The following is a 21,917-nucleotide window of genomic DNA, read 5'->3' on the forward strand; positions in this document are numbered from 1 at the left end:
ATGCCCGCCGTCGTTCAACTCGAGGAGATCCACAAGATCTACAACTCGGGCGAAGTTCCCGTGCACGCCGTGCGCGGCGTGTCGCTGCGGATCGAGAAAGGCGACTTCGTCGCCGTGATGGGCGCGTCCGGTTCCGGTAAATCCACGCTGATGAACCTGCTCGGCTGCCTCGACCGGCCGACGAAGGGGCGCTACCTCCTCGACGGCACCGACGTCTCGGTGCTCGAGAAAAACCAGCTCGCTGACATCCGGAACCAGAAACTCGGGTTCGTTTTCCAGGGCTTCAATCTCCTCTCCCGCACCACCGCGCTCGAGAACGTCGAGCTGCCGATGCTCTACGGCGCGCGCAAGCTCACCTCCCGCGAGATGCGCGACCGCGCGCAAAAGAGCCTCGAACTCGTCGGCCTCGGCCAGCGCGCGGACCATTTTCCCAGCCAGCTCTCCGGCGGCCAGCAGCAGCGCGTCGCCATCGCGCGCGCCCTCATCAACGACCCGCAGATCCTCCTCGCCGATGAGCCGACCGGCAACCTCGACTCCAAAACCTCGGTCGAGATCATGGGCGTTTTCCAAAAGCTCAACGAGCAGGGCATCACGATCGTGATGGTCACGCACGAGCTCGACATCGCGCACTACTGCAAGCGCAACCTCATCATGCGCGACGGTCGCCTCGTGAGCGACGTGCAGGTGGAGAGCCGCCTCATCGCCACCGCGGAACTGCGCAAAATCCAGGAAGCCGAAGCCGCCGCCAAGCTCACCGACTGACATGCGCCTCCTGAACACCATCACGGTCGCCCTCCGCGCCCTGCGCCGCAACCTGCTCCGGTCGATCCTCACCGCGCTGGGCATCATCATCGGTGTCGCCGCCGTCATCGCCATGGTCAGCATCGGCAACGGCGCGAAGTCGCAGGTCGAGGGCCAGATCGCCAGCCTCGGCCAGAACATCATCTCGGTTTTCCCCGGCAACTTCACCAGCGGCGCCGTCCGCGGCGGCTTCGGCAGCGCCAGCACGCTCACGGTCGAGGACGCCATGGCCATCCGCAACGAGGTCGCCGGCGTCGCCAACCTCAGCCCCGACATGCGCGACCGCGTGCAGATTCTCGCCAGCGGCCAGAACTGGAGCACCACCGTGCAGGGCGAAGACGTCAGCTACCTCGATATTCGCCTCTGGAACATCGCCGAAGGCGCCATGTTCTCCGACGCCGACGTGCGCAGCGGCGCGAAGGTGTGCGTCATCGGCAAGACCGTTTCCGATCAGCTTTTTCAAGGCGACGATCCCATCGGCCAGACGCTGCGCATCCGCAACATCCCCTTCAAGGTGGTCGGCGTCCTCGCGCCGAAAGGATTCAACTTCTTCGGGCAGGACCAGGACGACGTCGTCATCGTGCCCTACACGAGTCACCTGAAACGCATCGCGCGCCGGCCGTTCCTGAACTCGATCACCATCCAGGCCGCGAGCCCCGACCAGATGGCGCGCATCCAGCAGGACATCACCGACCTTCTCCAACAGCGCCGCAACGGCAAGGAGCCGGACTTCACGGTGCGCAACCAGCAGGAACTCGCCGAAGCTGCGACCGCGACCACCAAGACGATGACCGTTCTCCTCGGTGCCATCGCCGGCGTGTCGCTCATCGTCGGCGGCATCGGCATCATGAACATCATGCTCGTCTCCGTCACCGAGCGCACGCGCGAGATCGGCATCCGCCTTGCGGTCGGCGCGCACGGTCGCGACGTGCTCCTGCAATTCCTCACCGAAGCGATCATCCTCTCGATGATGGGCGGCATCCTCGGCATCCTGCTCGGCGTCGGCAGCTCGCAGCTGATTTCGAAACTGAACGGCTGGCCCGTCCTCGTCTCGAGCACCGCGGTGATCGGCTCGTTCGCTTTCAGCGCGGCCATCGGCGTCTTCTTCGGTTTCTACCCGGCGCGCAAAGCCGCCGAGCTCGATCCGATCGAGGCCCTGCGCTACGAGTGATCCGCACGACGGATAACACCTGACCGGTCGCCTAGCCGACGGCGTCCCACTCGCGGGAACGCCGCTTCCCGTCTCCGCAGGGAAACCGGGACAAAAGCGGCGCGCCACTCGTGGCAGAAATTCGCCGCGAATCTTTATCTGCTTGGCGTCAGAGCGCTTAACGTCCCGCACCGCCCGTTGGCACGCGCGGTGCGATAGAGGAAGCATCAACCAACTGATTCTCCTATGAAGTCCACGCTCTCCATCATCCTCGCCGCCGCCGCCGCCGGCTCCGTCATCGCCAAGCTCTCCAACGCCGCTTTCCTCGCCACCGTCCCCGGCGAAGTCGTCTTCGCCGCCGCCGCGAGCCTCGCCATCGTCGGCATCACGATCGCCGATTACGCGCGCAACATCCGCCCGCTGACGATCAAGGCGCCTCTCTCTCGCGTCGAACTCCCGACCGGCAAGCGCAGCAACGCCTACGGCGTCCGCCGCCGCTCCGCCATCGTCGAGCGCATCGCCGCCTGAGCGCGCCACTCCGCCACACGCACCGATCCGCCGCCGCTTCAGCGAAGGCGGATTGACTCTTGCGGCGCATCGCGAGTCACTACCGCAAAATGGCAGCCAACGACCCCGCGCCCCACCGCATCCTCGTTGCGGACGACCAACCCGACGTCCTCGAAGCCCTCCGCCTGCTCCTGAAGGCCGAAGGCTATCTCATCGACACCGCCAAGTCGCCCGGCTCGGTCATGAAGGCCGTCGAGCAACGCGACTACGCGCTCGCTCTCATCGATCTCAACTACGCGCGCGACACCACGTCCGGCCAGGAAGGCCTCGATCTCCTCGCCAAGCTCCAGCAAGCCGACTCCACGCTGCCGGTCGTCGTCATGACGGCGTGGGCCAGCGTCGAAGTCGCCGTTGAAGCGATGCGCCGCGGCGCGAAGGATTTCATCACGAAGCCGTGGGACAACCCGCGCCTCATCGCGATCGTCAAAAACCAGATCGAGCTCGCCAGCGCCGTGCGCGCCTACCAGCGCCTCGAGCAGGAAAACCAGATTCTCCGCGGCAAGGGCGGTCCGAACCTCATCGCCCAATCGCCCTCGATGCGACCGGTGCTCGAGGTGATTTCACGCGTCGGTCCGTCCGATGCGAACGTCCTCATCACCGGCGAAAACGGCACCGGCAAAGGCGTCGTCGCGCAGGCGCTGCACGCCGTCTCCGTGCGCGCCGGCAAGCCTTTCATCTCGGTCAACATGGGCGGCCTGCCCGAAGGCGTGTTCGAGAGCGAACTCTTCGGCCACGTCCGCGGCGCGTTCACCGACGCGAAGACCGACCGCGCCGGCCGCTTCGAGCTGGCCGACGGCGGCACGCTCTTCCTCGACGAAATCGGCAACATCCCGATGAGCCAGCAGGCGAAGATCCTGCGCGTCCTTGAAACCGGCGAGCTCGAGCGCGTCGGTTCCTCGCGCACGTATCGCGTCAACGTCCGCCTCATCTCCGCCACGAACGCCGACCTCCAGACCGAGGTCGCCGCCGGCAAGTTTCGCCAGGACCTCCTCTTCCGCCTCAACACGATTCACATTCACCTCCCGCCGCTCCGCGAGCGCCGTGAGGACATCGCGCTTCTCGCCCAGCATTTCCTCAAGGCCCACGTCGAGCGCTACCGGAAAGCGATCACCGGCTTCGACGACAGCGCGCTCGAAGCGATGCGCGACTACGCGTGGCCCGGCAACGTCCGCGAACTCGATCACGCGGTCGAGCGCGGCGTGCTGATGACGCAGGGTAAGGTCGTGCGCGGCCCCGATCTCGGCCTCAACGCCGGTCAAGCCGCCCCGCGTCTCGAAGACATGAGCCTCGAGGAAGTCGAAGGTTTCCTCATCAAGAAGACCCTCGCCCGCTGCGACGGCAACGCGCGCAAAGCCGCCGAACAACTCGGCCTCAGCCGCAGCGCCTTCTACCGCCGCCTGGAGCGCTACGGGCTCTGACGAGCCCAGCTTTAGGCGATAAGCTTTAAGCCTTAAGCTCCGAACCGATGAAAGATTATCGCGAACTCAAGGCGTGGCAGAGAAGCCATGCTTTGACGCTCGCGATCTACGACATCACGAAACGTTTTCCCAAGGACGAGATGTTCGGATTGACGGGACAGATGCGGCGGGCCGCAGCATCGGTTCCGGCCAATATCGCTGAGGGTTGCGGCCGCGACGGCGACGCCGAACTGAAGCGCTTCCTGAACATCGCGCTCGGTTCCGCTTGCGAACTCGATTACTTCATTCAGCTCGCCACCGATCTTGGCCACATCGACGCCCCGATCGCTCGTCGATTGGCCGACGATGCCTTCGAAGTTCGCCGCATGCTCGGTGCCTTCATCAAGAAGCTTAAAGCTTAACGCCTACCGCCTACCGCCGATGGCAAAGCCATCCCAACGTCGCCTCGCCCACGAGAACCGCGTGCTCCTCTACACGCTGCTCTCCGGCCTGCCCGCTGTGGTGGTCGCGGTGTGGCTGATGGTCGATCGCGAGATCGAAATGGACGCCAAGAAGCAATGGACGTTTGGGCTCATCATCGTCGGCTTCTGGTTCGGCTACGCGCTCGCCGTGCGCGAACTCGTCATGCGTCCGCTGCAGACGATGGCCAATCTCCTCACCGCGCTCCGCGAGGGCGACTTCTCGACCCGCGCCCGCGGCGCCAATCGCGACGAGCCGCTCGGCGACGTCATGGCCGAGATCAATCTTCTCGGCGGCGTCCTCCAGGAACAACGCCTCGGCGCCCTCGAAGCCACCGCACTCCTCCGCACCGTGATGGAGGAAATCGACGTCGCGATCTTCGCCTTCGACGGCAACGAAACGCTGCGCCTCGTCAACCGCTCCGGCCAGGAACTTCTCGCCCAGCCCGCCGAGCGCATCCTCGGCCGCGACGCGCGCGAACTGGACATGGTCGATTGCCTCACCGGTGACGCTACGCGCGTGCTCAACCGCACGTTCCCCGGCGGCGCCGGCCGCTGGGGTATGCGCCGCACGATGTTCCGCGAAGGCGGCCTGCCCCACTCGCTCGTCGTCATCGCCGATCTCAGCCAGCCGTTGCGCGAGGAGGAATTGAAAGCCTGGCAGCGCCTCGTCCGCGTCATCGGCCACGAACTCAACAACTCGCTCGCCCCGATCAAATCCATCGCCGGCTCGCTCGGCGCGATGCTGCGCCGCGACAAACGCGCGGATGATTGGGAAGACGACATGCGCGGTGGCCTCGAGATCATCGAAGCGCGCGCGGAAGGCCTGAATCGTTTCATGCAATCCTACGCGCGGCTCGCGAAGCTCCCGCCGCCGACCAAATTGCCCGTGCAAATCGGTCCCCTGCTCCGCCGCGTCGCCTCGCTCGAGACCCGCACGCAGGTCGAGGTCGTCGAAGGACCCGACACCGTCCTTAACGCCGACGCCGCGCAGCTCGAACAGGTTTTCATCAATCTGCTGAAGAATGCCGTCGAGGCCCAACCCGAGTCCGGCCAACCCGGCCAGCCCACCTGCTGCGTGCGCACCGGCTGGCGCGAGTTACCGGGCGCGATCGAGGTCTTTGTCGAAGACGACGGCCCCGGCCTCGCCAACTCGCAAAACCTGTTCGTCCCGTTCTTCACGACGAAGCCCTCCGGCTCAGGCATCGGCCTAGTGCTCTGCCGCCAGATCGCCGAAAACCACAGCGGCTCCCTCACGCTGGAAAACCGCACCGACGGCCCGGGCTGCATCGCGCGGCTGCGGTTGCCGGTGTGACGTCGCTGGCGCGGCGACCATCGCCGGTAGATAGCGTCACTGTTTTATCCCGCCTCAAAAAATGAATCTCCTCGCTAGATCATCGGTGACAGGAGCCATCGCTGGCGTCGCAGTATTCGGCGCCGTGTTTACATGGCAGTATTTTCAGTTGCTGGCCCATCAGCCCGGTGTGGCAACGGACAACCGGGTCACCAGTTATCCCCCGTCAGCGGCGTGGATCACCGCGGCCCCGTGCGCGCTGGCCGCCTTCATTGTCGTGGCGGCCGGCTTCTTTCTCATCGGTAAGATGAGGAGGAAGACACCGAACCAGCTGCGTGGGCCTGCAAACGGCAACGCGTCGTAGCCCGCACGGCCTTTTCGCTCCGACTCGCTTTCAGTGCACGCGCCGGAGCGTTGGCGGCGGGTCGCCCAGCCGCACACGCTTTCCCGCTTTCGGGACGACCATATCCCGGCTTCGACTTTCGGCTACTCGCAGGGGAATCCCTATCGATGCACAGATCGCTGCCGGTCAGCGATTTAAACCTTCTTCAGCGATTGGCACACTCGGTGCGATAGTCGGGCAGATCTTCCGAATTTCGCAATGGATATTCCCCGCCCCAACGCCGCCAAAGAGAAGCGCAAGAAGCGCATCGTCTACGGAGTCATCGCCGCTGTCGTGCTCGTCGGTATCACCGTCGTGCTCGCGCGCCTCAAGCCCGCCGCTCCCACGGTCGAACGCAATCTCGTGTGGATCGACACCGTGAAGCGCGGCCCGATGGTCCGCCAAGTCCGTGGCCTCGGCACGCTTGTCCCGGAGGAAATCCGCTGGATCGCCGCCCGCACGCAAGGTCGCGTGGACAAGATCATCCTCCGCCCCGGCGCGATCGTCGAACCCGGCACGCTCATCCTCGAACTGACCAACCCCGACGTCGTCTCCGCCTCGGCCAACGCCGACTCCCAGCTCCGCGCCGCTGAGGCCCAGCTCTCCAATCTCCGCGTCCAACTCGAGTCGCAGCTGCTCCAATCCGAGTCGACCGCCGCCCGCGCCAAGTCCGATTTCGAAACCACCAAGCTCCAAGCCGAGGTCCGCGAACAGCTCTTCAAGGACGGCCTCGTCTCCGAACTCGAGCTCCGCCTCTCCCAAGCCACCGCGTCCCAAGCCGCCAACACCAACGCCATCGAGCAAAAGCGCTTCGCCTTCGCCAAGGAATCCATCAAGCCGCAGCTCGCCGTGCAGGAAGCCGAAGTCGAGCGCCTCCGCTCCCTCGCCAAGCTCCGCGCCGAGGAACTCGATGCGCTCAAGGTCCGCTCGTCCATGAGCGGCGTGCTCTCCGCTCTCCCCGTCGAAGTCGGCGCGCAAGTCCAGCCCGGCACCAACATCGCCCGTGTCGCCGACCCCGCGAAGCTCAAGGCCGAAGTCCGCATCGCGGAAACCCAAGCCAAGGACATCGCCATCGGCCAACTCGCCCAGATCGACACGCGCAACGGCGTTGTCGAAGGCAAGGTCGCCCGCATCGACCCCGCCGTGCAAAACGGCACCGTGCTCGTCGACGTCCGCCTCGATGGCCAGCTCCCGCGCGGCGCCCGCCCTGACCTCTCCGTCGACGGCACGATCGAACTCGAGCGCCTCAACGACGTCGTCTACGTCGGCCGCCCCGCCTTCGGCCAGGAACGCAGCACGGTCGGCATCTTCAAACTCGACCCCGCCAGCAACGACGCCGCTCGCACGCAAGTGCAGCTCGGCCGCAGCTCCGTCAACACCATCGAGATCGTCAGCGGCCTCCAACCCGGCGACCGCGTCATCCTCTCCGACATGTCGCAATGGGACGCCAACGACCGCATCCGCCTGAACTAATTCCGTCCTGTGCGACGCTCTAACGAAATCGCCTCCATGCTCGCCGCCGTAGTCATCCTTTGCCTCCTCAGCTTGGTCATCGCGACCGACGCTGACGCCTCAGCCTGAAATTTCTGTAACCCCAGACACGCTTCGCGTGTTTCCTCCCCACTGCCACGCGCATTCACCCAATGACCACTGAGAATACATCCCTGATCAAACTCGAGGGCGTCACCAAAGTCTTCCTCACCGACGAGGTCGAGACCCACGCTCTTTCCGGCATCCACATGGAGATCTTCAAGGGCGAGTTCGTCTCGATCGCCGGCCCCTCGGGCTGCGGTAAGTCGACGCTCCTCTCCATCCTCGGCCTGCTCGATACCCCTTCCGACGGCACCTATTACCTCAACGGCCGCCCCGTCCACGGCCTGACGCTCCCCGAGCGCGCCCGCATCCGCAACCGCGAGATCGGCTTCATTTTCCAATCCTTCAACCTCATCGGCGACCTCACGGTTTACGAAAACGTCGAGCTCCCGCTCACCTACCGCGGCATGCCCGCCGCCGAGCGCAAGCAGCGCGTCACCGAGGCCCTCGAGAAGGTCGGCATGGGCCACCGTGCCAAGCACCTCCCGTCGCAGCTCTCGGGCGGTCAACAGCAGCGCGTCGCCGTCGCCCGCGCCCTCGCCGGCTCGCCCGCCGTGCTCCTCGCCGACGAACCGACCGGTAACCTCGACTCCAAGAACGGCGACGCCGTCATGGAGCTCCTCCACAATCTCCACAAGGCCGGCTCGACCATCGTCATGGTCACGCACGACGCCCGTTTCGCCCGCCACTCCGAGCGCACGATCCACGTCTTCGACGGCCGCGTTGTCGAAGAGCAGGTCGAGAGCGATCCGACCCACTAAGTTTCAGTCCATAGCCCAATCAGCGGAGCGGCGCCATCCACGCATCTTCGCCCCTTCCCGAACGGCCCTTCTCAGTGGTCGGGCTCTCGGGAAGAAGGCGAAACCCGGCGCCCTCCGCTATTTTTGTTCTTTCGTTCGGTGGTGCCGCGATGGCGGCGCCCATTTCCCGGTAGCGGCGATTTGCGTCCGCCGCTCGTTGCGTTCCACGCCGTGCTGCACCCATGACCACGCACCTCCGCCTCGCGCTCCGCTCGCTCGCGAAATCGCCCGGATTCACCGCCGTCGCGCTGCTCACCCTCGCTCTCGGCATCGGCGCCAACGTCGCGATCTACTCCGCGATCAACACGCTGTTCCTGCGCCCGCTGAATTTCTCCGAGCCGTCGCGTCTCGTGCGCGTCTGGGGCGCCTTCGCCGACCGCGGTCTCGATCAGGCCAATCTCTCCTACCCGCGCTACGAGCACTTCCGTGACAACGTCGATGCCGTCGACTCGCTCTCCGCGCTCGCGGGAACGGCGTTCACGCTCACCGGTCGCGGCGACCCGGTCCGACTCACCGCCGCGCGCGTCACGCAGAATTTCTTTCCCGTCCTCGGCGTGCAGCCGCAGCGCGGACGTAATTTCCTCGCCGACGAGGACCGCTCCGGCGGCGCCCCGGTCGTGCTCATCAGCGCGGCGCTCTGGCAGCGCCAGTTCAACCGCGCGCCCGACGCCGTCGGCCAGACGCTGACGCTCAACAACGTCCCACACACGGTCGTCGGCATCCTGCCGGACAGTTTCGGTTTCCCCTTCAACGGCATCGACGTGTTCGCCGCGAGACCCTTCGAACTCGAGGGACTGCCGCGGGAACTCATGTTGCAAGGCTCGGGCTACCTCCTCGTCCACGGGCGCCTTAAACCCGGCGCCACCCTCGAGACACTCGACGCGCAACTGAAACGCGCCGCAACCACCTACGCCGCCGCGCACCCGGAAAAAGTCGACGCCAACGGCGGCATCTTCGCCCGCTCGATGCAGGCCGATCTCGTCGGCAACCAGCGTCCCGTCTTCTTCGTGCTCCTCGCCTCGGTCGGCTTCGTGCTCCTGATCGCCTGCGCCAACGTCGCCAATCTCTTCCTCGTCCGCCTCGCCGCGCGCCGCAAGGAGATCGCCATTCGCGCCGCGCTCGGCGCCACGCGACGCAGCATCGTCGCGCAATTTCTCACCGAGAGCACCCTCGTCGCCCTGGCCGCCGGCCTCGCCGGCTCGCTGCTCGCCGTCTGGGGCGTCGATTCGCTCGCGCGTGTCGCCGCTGATTTCATTCCGCGCGCGCAGGAAATTTCCGTCGATCTGCCGGTGCTCGGCTTCGCCCTGCTGCTTTCCCTCGCGACCGGCCTCGGCATGGGTTTTCTCCCCGCTTGGCAAGCCTCGCACACCGACGTCAACGAAACGCTCAAGGACGCCACGCGCGGCAACACCGGCGGCCGCGCCGCCAACCGCCTGCGCTCCGCGCTCTTCGTGGGCGAGGTGGCGCTCTCGCTCGTGCTGCTCATCGGCGCCGCCCTGCTCCTGCGCAGTTTCGTGCGACTCCAGAACGTCTCCCCCGGCTTCGACGCCACGAACATCACCACCTTCAACCTCCAACTCTCGCCCGCGCAATACCCCGACGCGAACGCCCAGACCGCCTTCTACGAGCAGCTCGTCGCGCGCCTCTCCGCGATTCCGGGCGTCACCGCTGTCTCGGGCATCAGCAACCTCCCCGTCGTGGCCGGCGGCAACACCCGGTCGCCATTCTTCCTCGAGGGCGAGACGCTCCCGCCCGTCAACGAGCGCAAACTCGCCGTCCGCAGCAACACGCTGCCGGGCTATTTCGCGACGATGGGCATTCCCATCAAGCAAGGCCGCGACTTCGACTGGCGTGACCGCACCGACCGCTCGAACGTTCTCCTCGTCAGCGAATCCACCGCGCGGCGCCTCTTCCCCAACGGCGAAAACCCGATCGGCCGCCGCCTGATCACCGGCCTCGGCTCCATTCCCCGCGAGATCGTCGGCGTCGTCGGCGAAGTCCGCGCCACCGGACTCGACCAAGTGGCGGGCGACGCCCTCTACTATCCCACGGCGCAGCTCGGTGATGGCTTTTTCAGCTTCATCGTCCGCTCCAGTCGGCCGGCAGCGAGCCTCCGCGACGAGATCCGCGCCGCCGTGCACGCGCTCGATCGCGGCACCCCGGTCGATCAGGTTCTCTCGATGAGTCAGCTCACGGCCGACTCGATTTCGGATCGCCGGCTCGTCATCGGCATGGTCGGCGGATTCGCTGCGCTCGCGCTCGTGCTGGCCGCGCTCGGCATCTACGGCGTCATCGCCTACTCCGTCGCGCAACGCACCGCCGAGACCGGTGTGCGCATGGCCCTCGGCGCTTCCCGCGTCGCAATCGTCGGACTCGTCCTGCGCGAAGGCCTGCGCCTCACGCTGGTGGGCCTCGCCATCGGCGTCGCGATCGCGCTCGGTCTCACGCGGCTGCTCAGCGCGCAACTCTACGAAGTCAGCGCGACCGACCCCGCCGTCTTCGTCGGCGTGTCGGCTTTTCTCGTGTTCGTAGCCGCGTTCGCCTGCTGGCTTCCGGCGCATCGCGCCAGCCGCATTGATCCGTTGGTCGCCCTGCGCGCCGAGTGAATTCTTCCGTCATTCTGTCTGCCTTCCCCACGTCGCGCTCCCCCGCGCCGGCCTCTCCTCCACGTTCCGACCCGTAGATTCCCTGCCGCTTCCCATGTTGTCCCTCTTCCGCCAGTCGGTCCGCAGTCTCTCGAAATCCCCCGGCTTTTCGTTCGTCGCGATCGTCATTCTAGCCGCCGGCATCGGCGCATCGACTGCGGTGTTTTCCGTCGTCCACGCCCTGCTGCTCACGCCGCTGCGCTACGGCCAGGGCGACCGTCTCGTCCAAGTGCAGAGCGTCCACCCGCAGCAAGGCGTCTCTCCGCTCGCGCCGGCGACGATGCTCGATGTCGCCGCGCAAGCCCGGACCCTCGACGCGATCGCCGCGCAAACCTACTACTACGTCAACCTCACCAAGTCGGGCACTCCGGCGCTGCTGACCGCCGCGCAGGTTACCGCCAACTATTTCAAGCTCCTCGCCGTCGCGCCGCTGCACGGTCGCACGTGGACCGCCGACGAGGCCAAACCCGGCGCGACGCCGGTCGTCGTCCTCGGCCAGCGCCTCTGGGAAACGCAATTCGGCGCGCGCCGCGACCTGATCGGCGAGACCATCCTGCTCGAGGACACGCCAACGACCGTCATCGGCATCATGCCCAAATCTTTTGGCGACCCGTGGGGCACGGCCGAGCTTTTCATCCCGATGCCGCTCGGTGCGGAGACGGTCAAGAACCGCGGCTCGCGTTACTGGAGCACCTTCGCGCGCCTCGCGCCGGGTGTCTCGCTCGAACAGGCCAACGCCGAGCTCGCCGGCGTCGCGCGCGACCTCGAGCGCGGCTTCCCCGAAAATTACCGGGGCTGGTCGCTGCAGGCGGCCGACCTGCACCGCCTCATCGTGGGCGATTACCGCGAGGCGCTGTGGATCATCGTCGGCGCCGTCGCGTGCGTGATGCTCATCACCTGCGCCAATCTCGCGGGTCTCTGCCTCGTGCGCGCCTCCGCCCGCCGCAAGGAACTCGCCATCCGCGTCTCCCTCGGCGCCACGCGCGGCCAGATCGCCGCGCAATTGCTCACCGAGAGCTTCCTGCTCTCGCTCGCCGGCGGCGGCGGCGGCGTCCTGATCGCGCATTGGGGCCTCGCGGGACTTTTGGCACTGACCGACGGCTGGTTGCCGCGCGGCGACGAGGTCGCCGTCAACGCCCCCGTTCTCCTCGCCACTCTCGGCCTCACCTTGCTGACCGGACTCGCCTTCGGCCTCGCTCCCGTCTTCACACAGGCGCGCGTCGATGCGCAGGAAGCCCTCAAGGACGCCCACAGCGCCACCAGCCGCTCTGCGCAACGCCTCCGCTCCTCTCTCGTCGTCGCCGAGATCGCCCTCGCGCTCGTGCTCCTCGTCGGCGCCGGCGTGCTCGGGCGCAACCTCTACCGCATCCTGTCTCGCAATCCCGGCATCGAAGCCTCGCGCGTGCTCTCGCTCACGCTCACTCCGCCCGAGAAACGCTACGACACCCCGGAAAAGCGCCGCGATTACTACACCCGCGCGCTGGCCGAAGTCGCCGCGGTGCCCGGCGTGCAGTCCGCCGCCTTCACGCAAACCTCCCCGTTCCGCTGGGGCATTCCCATCGCGCTCGCACCGGTGCCGCTGGCCGGCGAGCCGCGCAGCGAGAATCCACCGCAGGTCTTCTACGACTCGGTCAGCCGCGACTATTTCAAAACCATGGGCACGCCGCTGCGCGCCGGACGCAGCTTCTCCGACGCCGACGCACCGGGCGCGAAACCGGTCGTGATCATCAGCGAATCGACCGCGCGCCGCCTCTTCGGCGAGGCCAATCCCATCGGCCGCGAACTCACGCCCGATCTGAACGGCCCCGTGCGCTTCGAGATCATCGGCGTTGCCGCCGACATCGCGCGCACCGGCCTCGCTGCCGAGACGCCGTTGCAGGTCTACCGCTCGCTCCAGCAACGCCCGACCGCGTTCGCGACGCTCATGGTGCGCACGACGCTTCCGCCCGCCACGCTGGCCAAATCGGTGCAGGCGGCCCTGTGGCGCGTCGACGCCGACATTCCGTTCTCGGCCATCACGCCGATGGATCAGGTCGTCAGCCGCACCGCCACGCAGCCGCGGCTCTACCTCACGCTGTTCGCCGTGTTCGCGGGATTGGCGCTCACGCTCGCCGCCATCGGCCTCTACGGCCTGCTCGCCTACTCCGTCGCGCAACGCACCCGCGAGTTCGGCATCCGCGCGGCGCTCGGCGCCAACCCGTCCGACGTGCTGCAACTCATCCTCCGCGAAGGAGCGCTGTTGATCGGCGGCGGACTCGCGCTCGGCCTGCTCGGCGCGCTCGGCGCGGCGCGTCTCCTCCAACAACTGCTCTTCTCCGCCCGCGCCTACGATCCGCTCGTCTTCGGTGGCGTCGCGTTCCTGCTGGCGGCGGTCGCCCTGTTGGCGTCCCTCATCCCGGCACGTCGCGCAGCCCGCGTCGCACCGATGGAGGCGCTGCGCACCGACTGACCGTCTCCCCGTCCACTCCCAATCCGCCGCTCTCCCACCATGCTCTCCGACCTGAAATTCGCCCTCCGCTCGCTCGCCAAAGCTCCCGTCTTCTCGCTCATCGCCATCGTGACGCTCGCGCTCGGGATCGGCGCGAACTCCGGCGTCCTGAGTTTTCTGAACGTTCTTCTGTTCAAACCGCTGCCCCTGCCGCACGTGCAGGAACTCGTCTTCTTCGGCGAACACTCCCAGCAGGTCCCGAACATGTCGGTGTCCTACCCGAATTTCGTCGACTGGCGCGAGCGGCAGAAGAGCTTCACGCACCTCGGCGCGTTCCGCGGCCAGTCGTTCAACTACGTCGGCCCCTCCGAGACCGAGCGCATCAACGGCGCCTTTTTTTCCTCCGAGATGTTCCTGGCGCTCGGCGTCGCGCCCATCCAAGGCCGCTGGTTCTCCGCCGACGAGGACAAACCCGGCGCGGAACGCGTCGCCGTCATCAGCGAGCGCTTCTGGCAAACCTCGCTCGGCGGCCGTCCCGACGTGCTCGGCGCCAAGCTCACCCTCAGCGGCGAAATCTACTCCGTCGTCGGCGTCATGCCCGCCAACTTCAACTTTCCCACCAACTCGCCCGATGTGTGGGCGCCGCTCGGACTCCTCGCCGACTCGATGCGCGACCGCGGCAGCCATCCCGGCCTCTACTGCATCGGCCGCCTGAAGCCCGGCGTCCCGCTCGAGACCGCGCGCGCGGACATGGTCGCGATCGCGAAGCAACTCGAGCAGCAATACCCGCAGTCGAACACCGGCAACTCGGTCAACATGCAGACGCTCGTCGACCGCGCCGTCGGCCAGCAACGCGGCGCCGTCTGGATTTCCTTCGGTGCCGCCCTCGGCGTGCTGCTCATCGCCTGCGCCAACGTCGCGAACCTTCTCCTCGCCCGCGCCGCCGTTCGCTCGCGCGAGTTCGCCGTGCGCGCCGCGCTCGGAGCCGGTCGCAGCCGCCTCATCCGCCTCGTGCTCGCGGAGAGTCTCCTGCTCGGGCTCGCCGGCACCCTCCTCGGCCTCGGCGCCGGCTACGCCGTGATGCAGGGCATCAAGACCCTCATCCCCGCCAACTCGCCCTTCGTCACGCAGGTCGCGATGGATTTCAACGTGCTCGGCCTGTCGGTGGCGATCGGAGTCGGCACCACCATTCTCTTCGGTCTCGTGCCCGCGCTCTCGGGCACCAAGGTGAACCTCAACGAGGCTCTCGCCGCCGGCGGCCGCAGCGGCAACGCCGTCAACGCCCGCTGGCGCTCCCTCCTCGTCGTCGGCGAATTCGCCCTGACGCTCATGCTTCTCTTCGCGTCCGGCCTGATGATCCGGACCATCCACAACCTCTATCGCGCCGACCTCGGCCTCAAAACCGACCGCATCGTCAGCTTCGGCTACGTCATGCCGGGCCGCGACTGGCAGGACGCCGCCAAGCGCACCCAGCTCCTCGACCGCGCGCTCGCCGAACTCCGCCAGCTCCCCGGCGTCACGCACGTCGCGCTCACCAACCCGCTCCCGCTCGCGGGTGGCGGCAACCAGACGTTCTACCTCGTCGAAGGCGAAGCCGATCCCGGCGCGGGCAAGCGCCCGTCCACGGAAAACAACGCCGCCAGCGCCGCGTATTTCGAGACCATGCGCATCCCGCTGCTGCGCGGACGCACCTTCACCGACACCGAGAAGCCCGACGATCCCGCGAGCGTAATCATCGACACCAAGTTCGCCGAAACCCACTTCGCCGGACAGGATCCCATCGGCAAGCGCATCAGCCTCGGCCTCAGCCCCACCGGCCCGAATTGGTCGACGATCATCGGCGTCGTCGGCCACGTGCAAAACTACGGCATCGGCGAGAATACGCGCGTCCAAATCTATTACCCCTACCGCCGCCTCCCGCCGGGCTCCGTCAGTTTCGTGCTGCGCACGCAGCAGGACCCGGCCTCGCTCGCGGGCGCGATCCGCGCGACGATGCGGAAAATCGAACCGACCTTGCCCGTGTTCGCCCTGCGCACGATGGACGAGCTCTTCGACCAATCGGTCACGAACGAACGCGTCATGCTCCGGCTCCTCGCTGTCTTCGCCGGCATCGCCCTGCTGCTCGCCGCGATCGGACTCTACGGCGTGCTCAGCTACATCGTCGCGCAACGCACGCGCGAAGTCGGCGTGCGCATGGCGCTCGGCGCTTCCGCCGCCTCCGTGCGCCAGCTGATGCTCGGCCAGGGCCTGCGGCTCGCTCTCATCGGTCTCGGCATCGGCCTGCTCGCCGCCGCGGGCCTCGGCAAACTCATGAGCAGCGTCCTCTACGGCGTCTCGCCTTTCGACCTGCTCAGCCTTGCCACCGTCTCGGTTGTGCTGCTCGCGATCGGCCTCTTCGCCAGCTGGCTCCCCGCCCACCGCGCCACTCGCATCAATCCGGTCGAGGCGCTGCGCGCAGATTAAGAAAATCCCTGGTAACCGCAACGCCCACACTCAGTTCATCTCCTGATGCTCGCCGACCTGCGCCTCGCCATCCGTCAACTCCATCAGAGTCCCGGTTTCACCGCCCTAGCCGTCCTATCGCTCGCCCTCGGCATCGGCGCCAACGCCGCCGTCTTCAGCCTGGTGAACGAGTTTCTCCTCCGCCCGCTACCGGTGCGCGCGCCGGAGGAGTTGGTCATCTTTCGCAACGTCGAGGGACCGCGCGGCGGACTCGCGCAATCCGTCGAAGGTTTCGGCGGCATGGACATCGCCAGCGGTCGCTACTACACGACTTCATTTTCGCTGGGGATGATCGAGCGCTTCCGCGCCCACCCGGAAGTGCTCTCCGAAGTCATCGCCTTCGTGCCATCCACTGAGAGCTTCGTTCTCGTGGACGGCGCCCCGGAAATCGGCCTCACCGCGCAACTCGTGTCAGGAAACTATTTTTCGGGGCTGGGGGTTTCGATGCAGGTCGGCCGCCCGATCGCGAGCGACGATGATCGCGTCTCGGCGCAACCGGTCGCCGTGATTTCCCATCGATTCTGGCAGCGCCGCTTCGCCGGCTCAGGCGATGTGCTTGGCCGCACCGTGACCTACAACAACGTCCCGGTCACCATCATCGGTGTAGCTGCGCGCGATTTTGGAGGCACCAGCCAAGTCGGCGAACACAGCGACATCTATCTTCCCCTGGCCCAACACGGGCGCTTCGAACCGGACAGCGCCGAAGAGCGCTCGCGGCTTTCCACCTGGTGGGTCCGCATCATGGGGCGGCTCGCGCCGGGTGTGACTGCGGCGCAGGCCCGCGCCACGCTTGAACCGGTCTTCGTGGCCACCGCGCAAGAGGGCTGGCGCAACGCGCCGCCTCCGCCCGAGGGACGCGGCGAGATGCCCGGCGCGCCTACCCTGCACGCCGACCCCGGTTTCCAAGGTGAGCGCGACTATCGCCAGCACTACAAGGACTCCCTGCGTCTCATGCAGGGTCTCGTCGGCCTCGTGCTCCTCGCCGCCTGCGCCAACGTCGCCAATCTCCTCCTCGCGCGCGGCGCCGCCCGCCGTCGCGAGATTGCCGTCCGCCTCGCACTCGGAGCGAGCCGAGTGCGCATCGTGCGCCAACTCCTCGCCGAAAGTCTGGTTCTCGCGGCGTTTTCCGCGCTGGCCGGTCTCACGCTCGCCGCCTCGGCCCGGGGCGCATTGATCGCCTTGCAACCGTTCGGCAGCCAGTCCGCGAATTTGGAACTGCCGCTCGATTGGCGCGTCGTCGCGTTCACGGTCGCGGCCGCCTTGATCACCACGGTGGCCTTCGGCCTCGCGCCCGCGCTGCGCGCCACGAAGCTCGATCTCACGCAAGAATTCCAAGGCGGTCGCGGTGCCCGCGGCGCGCGTTCGCGTCTCAGTCGCGCGCTGATGGCGACGCAGCTGGCTCTGTCACTCGTGCTGCTCGTCTGCCTGACGCTGTTGCTCGGCTCGCTCCGCAACCTCGAGCGCGTGGACGCCGGCTTCAACCGGCGCTCCCTCCTTCTTTTCAATTTCAATCTCACCGCCGCCGGCTTCGACGAGGCGCAGACGCGAAATTTCCGTGATCGGGCGCAGGAGCGTCTCGCGGCATTGCCTGGTGTGCGTGGAGTCACGTTCTCGCGCGTGCCGGTGTTGTCGCATCACAGGCAGACAAGTTCGGTCCTCATTCCGGGCGTGACGCCGCCCAAAGGCGCCAGCGGACTCGAAGCGCACTTCAACGCCGTGGCGCCGAACTTCTTCTCGGTGCTCGAACTGCCACTGGTGCTCGGCCGAGGTTTCACGGCTGCGGACGGTCCGTCCTCTCCCAAGGTGGCGATCGTCAACGAGACCTTCGCGCGCCTCTACCTGGCGGGCGCCTATCCGCTCGGCTTGCGCTTCCACTATCCCGGAGACGACAAGAACGAGTTCGAGATCGTCGGCGTCGCCCGCGACGCGAAATATGCCGATCTCCGCTCGGAGGTGCCGCCCACAGTGTATCTCAGCGCCGCGCAGCGTGACGGCGGATACACTTTCTACACGATTCGCTACTCGGGCTCGGCCGAGGCCTTGACGGGGTCTGTCCGCGAAGCGATTCGCACGCTCGCTCCGCAAATCCCCGTGTTGAATCTCCGCACGATGGACCAGCAGGTCGACATGTTGCACAGCGAGGAACGACTCTTCGCCAAGCTGGCCGGATTGTTCGGCGCGCTCTCGTTGCTGCTCACGTCGGTCGGGCTCTACGGTCTCATGTCCTACCTCATCGCGCGCCGCACGAGCGAGATTGGCGTGCGGATGGCGCTTGGCGCCTTGCCGATCCATATCCTTCGCCAGTTCATCGGCGAAGCCGGTGCGATGGTGGCGACTGGCGTCGCGGCGGGCGGCCTCGCCGCGTGGGGCGTCGCGCAGCTGCTGCGCCAGATGCTCTACGGCCTCACTCCCGCCGATCCCTCGGCTTACGCGATCGCCGCGGCTGGACTTGGTCTGGCAGCTCTCGTCACGGCGGCCGTGCCGGCCTGGCGCGCCTCCCGCGTGAGCCCCAGCGAAGCGCTGCGCGCCGACTGAGGCGCATCCGGCGGAGGTGATCGCGGCGTCGACATCCGCGGCGAAACGCGGTAGGGCTTTGCTTGCTCCCGAACTGTTCCGCGCTGGTTCGGCACCTTTGCCGTGCTCACCAACGCCTTCATCAACCATCCGCGCGCACCGACATCGACGGAGCTCTCCGCGGCATTGCAATCCGCGCAGCCAGTCTGGGACGAATTTCTCTCCGGCTTGATGCACGAGGGCGTCGCCACGACGCGCGAATGGAAATGTCATTCGCCGAAGTGGGGCTGGTCGTTGCGCGTGCTGCAGCGCCAGCGCACGATCGTCTGGCTGTCCCCCGGCCGCGGCGGCTTCAACGTCACCTTCATCCTCGGCAACAAGGCCGTCGCCGCTGCACGCGCGGCGCGGCTGCCTCAAATCGTCCGCCAGGCGCTCGCCACGGCGCTGCGTTACCCCGAAGGCACCGGCCTCCGCCTCGTCGTCAAATCTCCCCGCAGCCTCCCGGCTCTGCGCCGGCTCGCCGCGATCAAATCCACCCACTGATTCCGCCATGCGCTTCCTCGCTCTCGAAAGAGAAATCCCCGCGTTGCCCCGCCCCGATCACACCGACCTCCTGCGCCACGAAGCCGCCGCCGTCTGGCGTCTGCAGTCGGCGGGCGTCGTCCGCGAAATCTGCTTCACCCATCCCGAGCGCCATGCCGTCCTCACGCTCGAATGCCCCAGCCTCGCCAGCGCCCGCGCTCATCTCGCGGCGTTGCCTCTGGCGCGAGCGGGGCTGATCGAGTTCCAGTTGCTCGAACTGCGCCCCTACGACGGCTACGAACGTCTCTTCGCGGCCGGTTACGACGCTCCCGCCGATCCCGCCGGCGGCCCGGCGGAATACTGAAGAATTCCGGTAACCGCGGACGCGGCGGCGGGTTCTCTTGGCCAGCACCCCTGACCAAGACCATGCCGCACGTCATCCGCTTCGCGTTGCGCTCCCTGCGCAAGTCCCCCGGCTTCACCGCTGCCACGATTCTCACGCTCGCGCTGGGCATCGGCGCGACCACGGCGATTTTCTCCGTCCTCTACGCCGTGCTCCTCCGGCCGTTCCCCTACCCGCACGCCGACCAACTCGTGGTGCTCTGGCAGAAGGGTCCGCAAATGGAGATGTCGATCTCCTGGCCCACCGTGCAGGACTGGATGAACGAGCAGCAGACGTTCAGCGCCCTCGCCGTCCACCGCCGCGACCGCTTCAACCTCTCCGGCGCCGGCCAGCTGCCCGAAAACGTCAACGGCGCCTACGTCTCCGCCTCTCTCTTCGACGTCGCCCAGCTTCCGCCCCTGCGCGGCCGCTACTTCGGCCGCGACGACGACAAAGCCGGTGCCGCGCCCGTCGTCGTGATTTCAGAAAAACTCTGGGAGCGTCGCTTCGGCCGCAATCCGTCGCTCCTCGGCACGACCATCCCGGTCGACGGCGTGCAGCGCACCGTCATCGGCATCGCGCCCGCCGCGCTCGCGCTCCCGCGCCTAGCCGAGGTCTGGGTGCCGATCTTCCCTTATGCCGCGACGCAGCAGAGCTGGCAGTCCCGCGGCAACAACCCCGGCCTCTACAGCTTCGGCCGCTTGAAGCCCGGCGTGACACTGCAGCAAGCCGCCGCCGACATGGAGCGCATCTACGTCGGCCTGCGCCCGAATTACCCCGGAAATCTCACCGGCGTCGGCGCGCGCCTCCAGGCCTACTCGGAGAACCAGACCAACTCCTACAGTGCCGGACTGTGGTCGCTGCTCGCCGCGACGGCGTTCGTTCTCGCCATCGCCTGCGCCAACGTCGCGAGCCTATTCATCACCCGCGGCATCCAGCAGGAACGCGACTACGCCGTCCGCGCCGCGCTCGGCGCCAGCCGCGCGCAACTCATCCGCCAGATGCTCGCCGAGTCGCTGCTCGTCGGCCTTGCCGGCGGCGTGCTCGCGCTGCTCGTGGCGAGCGGAGCGCTCCAGCTCATCCGTTCGTTGATCCCGGCCGACAACGTTCGCTTCCAGTCGATCTCGCTCAATTTCTGGGTGCTCGGCTTCTCTTTCGTCCTCGCGATCGTCTCCGGCGTGCTCGCCGGCTTGTGGCCGGCCCTGAAAATCTCGCGCACCGACGTCCGCGGCGCCCTGCACGACGGCGGACGCGGTTCGACCGCGGGCGGCGGCGTGCGGCAGATTCTCGTCGGGGCCCAGGTCGCGCTCACCCTCGTGCTGCTCAGTGTCAGCGGGTTGATCCTGCGCAGCCTCGAGCGGATGCAAAGCGCCGACCTGGGCTTCGACGCGACCTCCACGCTCACCTTCCAAATCTCGCTCCCGGGCAGCCGCTACGGCAGCGACGACGCGCGCCGACGGGACTTCTACCTGCACCTGCTCGACGAGTTGAAGGCCCTGCCGGGCGTCAAGACCGCCGCCGTCAACACCACCCCGCCGCTCAACACCGGCTGGCAATCGAGCTTCGCCGTCGAAGGCGTGCATCGCCTCGAGCAAAACGATCTTCCGCTCGCCGAGATGGGCATCGTCAGCGACGACTACTTCGCCACCTTGAAAGTGCCGCTGCTGAAAGGCCGCGCGTTCGGGCCGCAGGACATGACCGGCCCGAGCGTCGCCATCGTCGACGAAAGTTTCGCCCGCAAATTCTGGCCCGGCCAAGACCCGCTCGGGAAACGCATTCACTGGGGCTTCAGCGACGATGAGAGCCGCAACTGGTTCACCGTCGTCGGCATCGCCCCGACGCTCAAAGTCTACGGCTACGGCGAACCGCCCTCGCGGCCCCAGGCCTACGTTTCGCTCCGGCAATTCGCGTGGCAGCAGAAGACCGGTCTCATCCGCACCGAAGGCAACCCGCGCCTCCTCGAACGCCAGATCCGCGAACTCGTCGGCAAACTCGACCCCGAACTCGCGATCTTCGATCTCAGCACGATGCAGGAGGACGTCGCCTCCACCTACCAAAACACGACCCTGCAATCGCGCCTGCTCACCGGCTTTTCGGTCCTCGCCTTCGTCCTCGCTCTCACCGGCCTCTACGGCGTCGTCGCCTACGGCGTGAACACGCGCCGCCGCGAGATCGGCGTGCGCATGGCGCTCGGCGCCGACAGCGGCAACGTCGTCGGCCTGATGCTCCGCCAAGGCATGCTCCCGCTCGCCATCGGCGCCGGCATCGGCCTCGTCGGCGCGCTCGCCGCCGGCCGCGCCCTGAAGGCGCAACTGTTCGAGGTGTCGCCCTTCGATCCCGCCACGCTCGGCGTCGCGACCGTTCTCCTCGCGCTCGCCGCCGCGCTCGCCAGCTGGCTGCCCGCCCGCCGCGCCGCCCGCGTGAACCCCGTCGAAGCCCTCCGCGCCGACTGAACTAGGGG

General features: G+C 67.1%; 16 protein-coding genes. All 16 read left to right on the plus strand.

Features of this window, described 5'->3' with window-relative positions:
* The 16 genes from HZA32_13920 (at position 1) to HZA32_13995 (ending at position 21,909) form a co-directional block, all read left to right on the plus strand.
* Entirely contained in the window at positions 1–762 is a 762-nt protein-coding gene (locus tag HZA32_13920) for an ABC transporter ATP-binding protein (protein ID MBI5425170.1), read from the plus strand.
* Between the two features lies 1 nt (position 763).
* Positions 764–1,972, plus strand: a complete 1,209-nt coding sequence (locus tag HZA32_13925) for an ABC transporter permease (GenBank protein ID MBI5425171.1) — start codon at positions 764–766, stop codon at positions 1,970–1,972.
* Positions 1,973–2,197: 225 nt separating this feature from the next.
* Positions 2,198–2,479: a hypothetical protein gene (locus HZA32_13930; GenBank protein MBI5425172.1), complete on the plus strand. Its 282-nt coding sequence runs from the start codon at positions 2,198–2,200 to the stop codon at positions 2,477–2,479.
* 89 nt (positions 2,480–2,568) lie between these two features.
* Positions 2,569–3,936, plus strand: coding sequence for a sigma-54-dependent Fis family transcriptional regulator (locus tag HZA32_13935; GenBank protein ID MBI5425173.1), 1,368 nt, complete (start codon positions 2,569–2,571; stop codon positions 3,934–3,936).
* A gap of 47 nt (positions 3,937–3,983) precedes the next feature.
* On the plus strand, positions 3,984–4,337 hold the full coding sequence (locus HZA32_13940) for a four helix bundle protein (protein MBI5425174.1): 354 nt from the start codon (positions 3,984–3,986) through the stop codon (positions 4,335–4,337).
* A 19-nt stretch (positions 4,338–4,356) separates the two neighbouring features.
* Entirely contained in the window at positions 4,357–5,709 is a 1,353-nt protein-coding gene (locus HZA32_13945; GenBank protein MBI5425175.1) for a PAS domain-containing sensor histidine kinase, read from the plus strand.
* Between the two features lie 61 nt (positions 5,710–5,770).
* Positions 5,771–6,052 (plus strand): hypothetical protein, encoded by a 282-nt coding sequence (locus HZA32_13950; protein MBI5425176.1) that lies wholly within the window; start codon positions 5,771–5,773, stop codon positions 6,050–6,052.
* 237 nt (positions 6,053–6,289) lie between these two features.
* Complete coding sequence (locus HZA32_13955; protein MBI5425177.1) at positions 6,290–7,543, plus strand: HlyD family efflux transporter periplasmic adaptor subunit; 1,254 nt, start codon at positions 6,290–6,292, stop codon at positions 7,541–7,543.
* Between the two features lie 170 nt (positions 7,544–7,713).
* A complete protein-coding gene (locus tag HZA32_13960) occupies positions 7,714–8,424 on the plus strand; it encodes an ABC transporter ATP-binding protein (GenBank protein ID MBI5425178.1) in 711 nt (236 codons plus the stop codon).
* 221 nt (positions 8,425–8,645) lie between these two features.
* Positions 8,646–11,069: an ABC transporter permease gene (locus HZA32_13965; protein MBI5425179.1), complete on the plus strand. Its 2,424-nt coding sequence runs from the start codon at positions 8,646–8,648 to the stop codon at positions 11,067–11,069.
* A 94-nt stretch (positions 11,070–11,163) separates the two neighbouring features.
* Complete coding sequence (locus HZA32_13970; protein ID MBI5425180.1) at positions 11,164–13,557, plus strand: ABC transporter permease; 2,394 nt, start codon at positions 11,164–11,166, stop codon at positions 13,555–13,557.
* Positions 13,558–13,596: 39 nt separating this feature from the next.
* Positions 13,597–15,999, plus strand: coding sequence for an ABC transporter permease (locus HZA32_13975; protein ID MBI5425181.1), 2,403 nt, complete (start codon positions 13,597–13,599; stop codon positions 15,997–15,999).
* Positions 16,000–16,044: 45 nt separating this feature from the next.
* Positions 16,045–18,573, plus strand: a complete 2,529-nt coding sequence (locus HZA32_13980; GenBank protein ID MBI5425182.1) for an ABC transporter permease — start codon at positions 16,045–16,047, stop codon at positions 18,571–18,573.
* Between the two features lie 102 nt (positions 18,574–18,675).
* Positions 18,676–19,095: a DUF3788 family protein gene (locus tag HZA32_13985; protein MBI5425183.1), complete on the plus strand. Its 420-nt coding sequence runs from the start codon at positions 18,676–18,678 to the stop codon at positions 19,093–19,095.
* A 7-nt stretch (positions 19,096–19,102) separates the two neighbouring features.
* Complete coding sequence (locus HZA32_13990) at positions 19,103–19,438, plus strand: hypothetical protein (protein ID MBI5425184.1); 336 nt, start codon at positions 19,103–19,105, stop codon at positions 19,436–19,438.
* Between the two features lie 62 nt (positions 19,439–19,500).
* Complete coding sequence (locus HZA32_13995; GenBank protein MBI5425185.1) at positions 19,501–21,909, plus strand: ABC transporter permease; 2,409 nt, start codon at positions 19,501–19,503, stop codon at positions 21,907–21,909.
* Positions 21,910–21,917: the final 8 nt, after the last annotated feature.

It is taken from the genome of Opitutia bacterium, assembly GCA_016217545.1.
In the GTDB taxonomy this organism is placed as follows: Bacteria; Verrucomicrobiota; Verrucomicrobiia; order Opitutales; family Opitutaceae; genus Didemnitutus.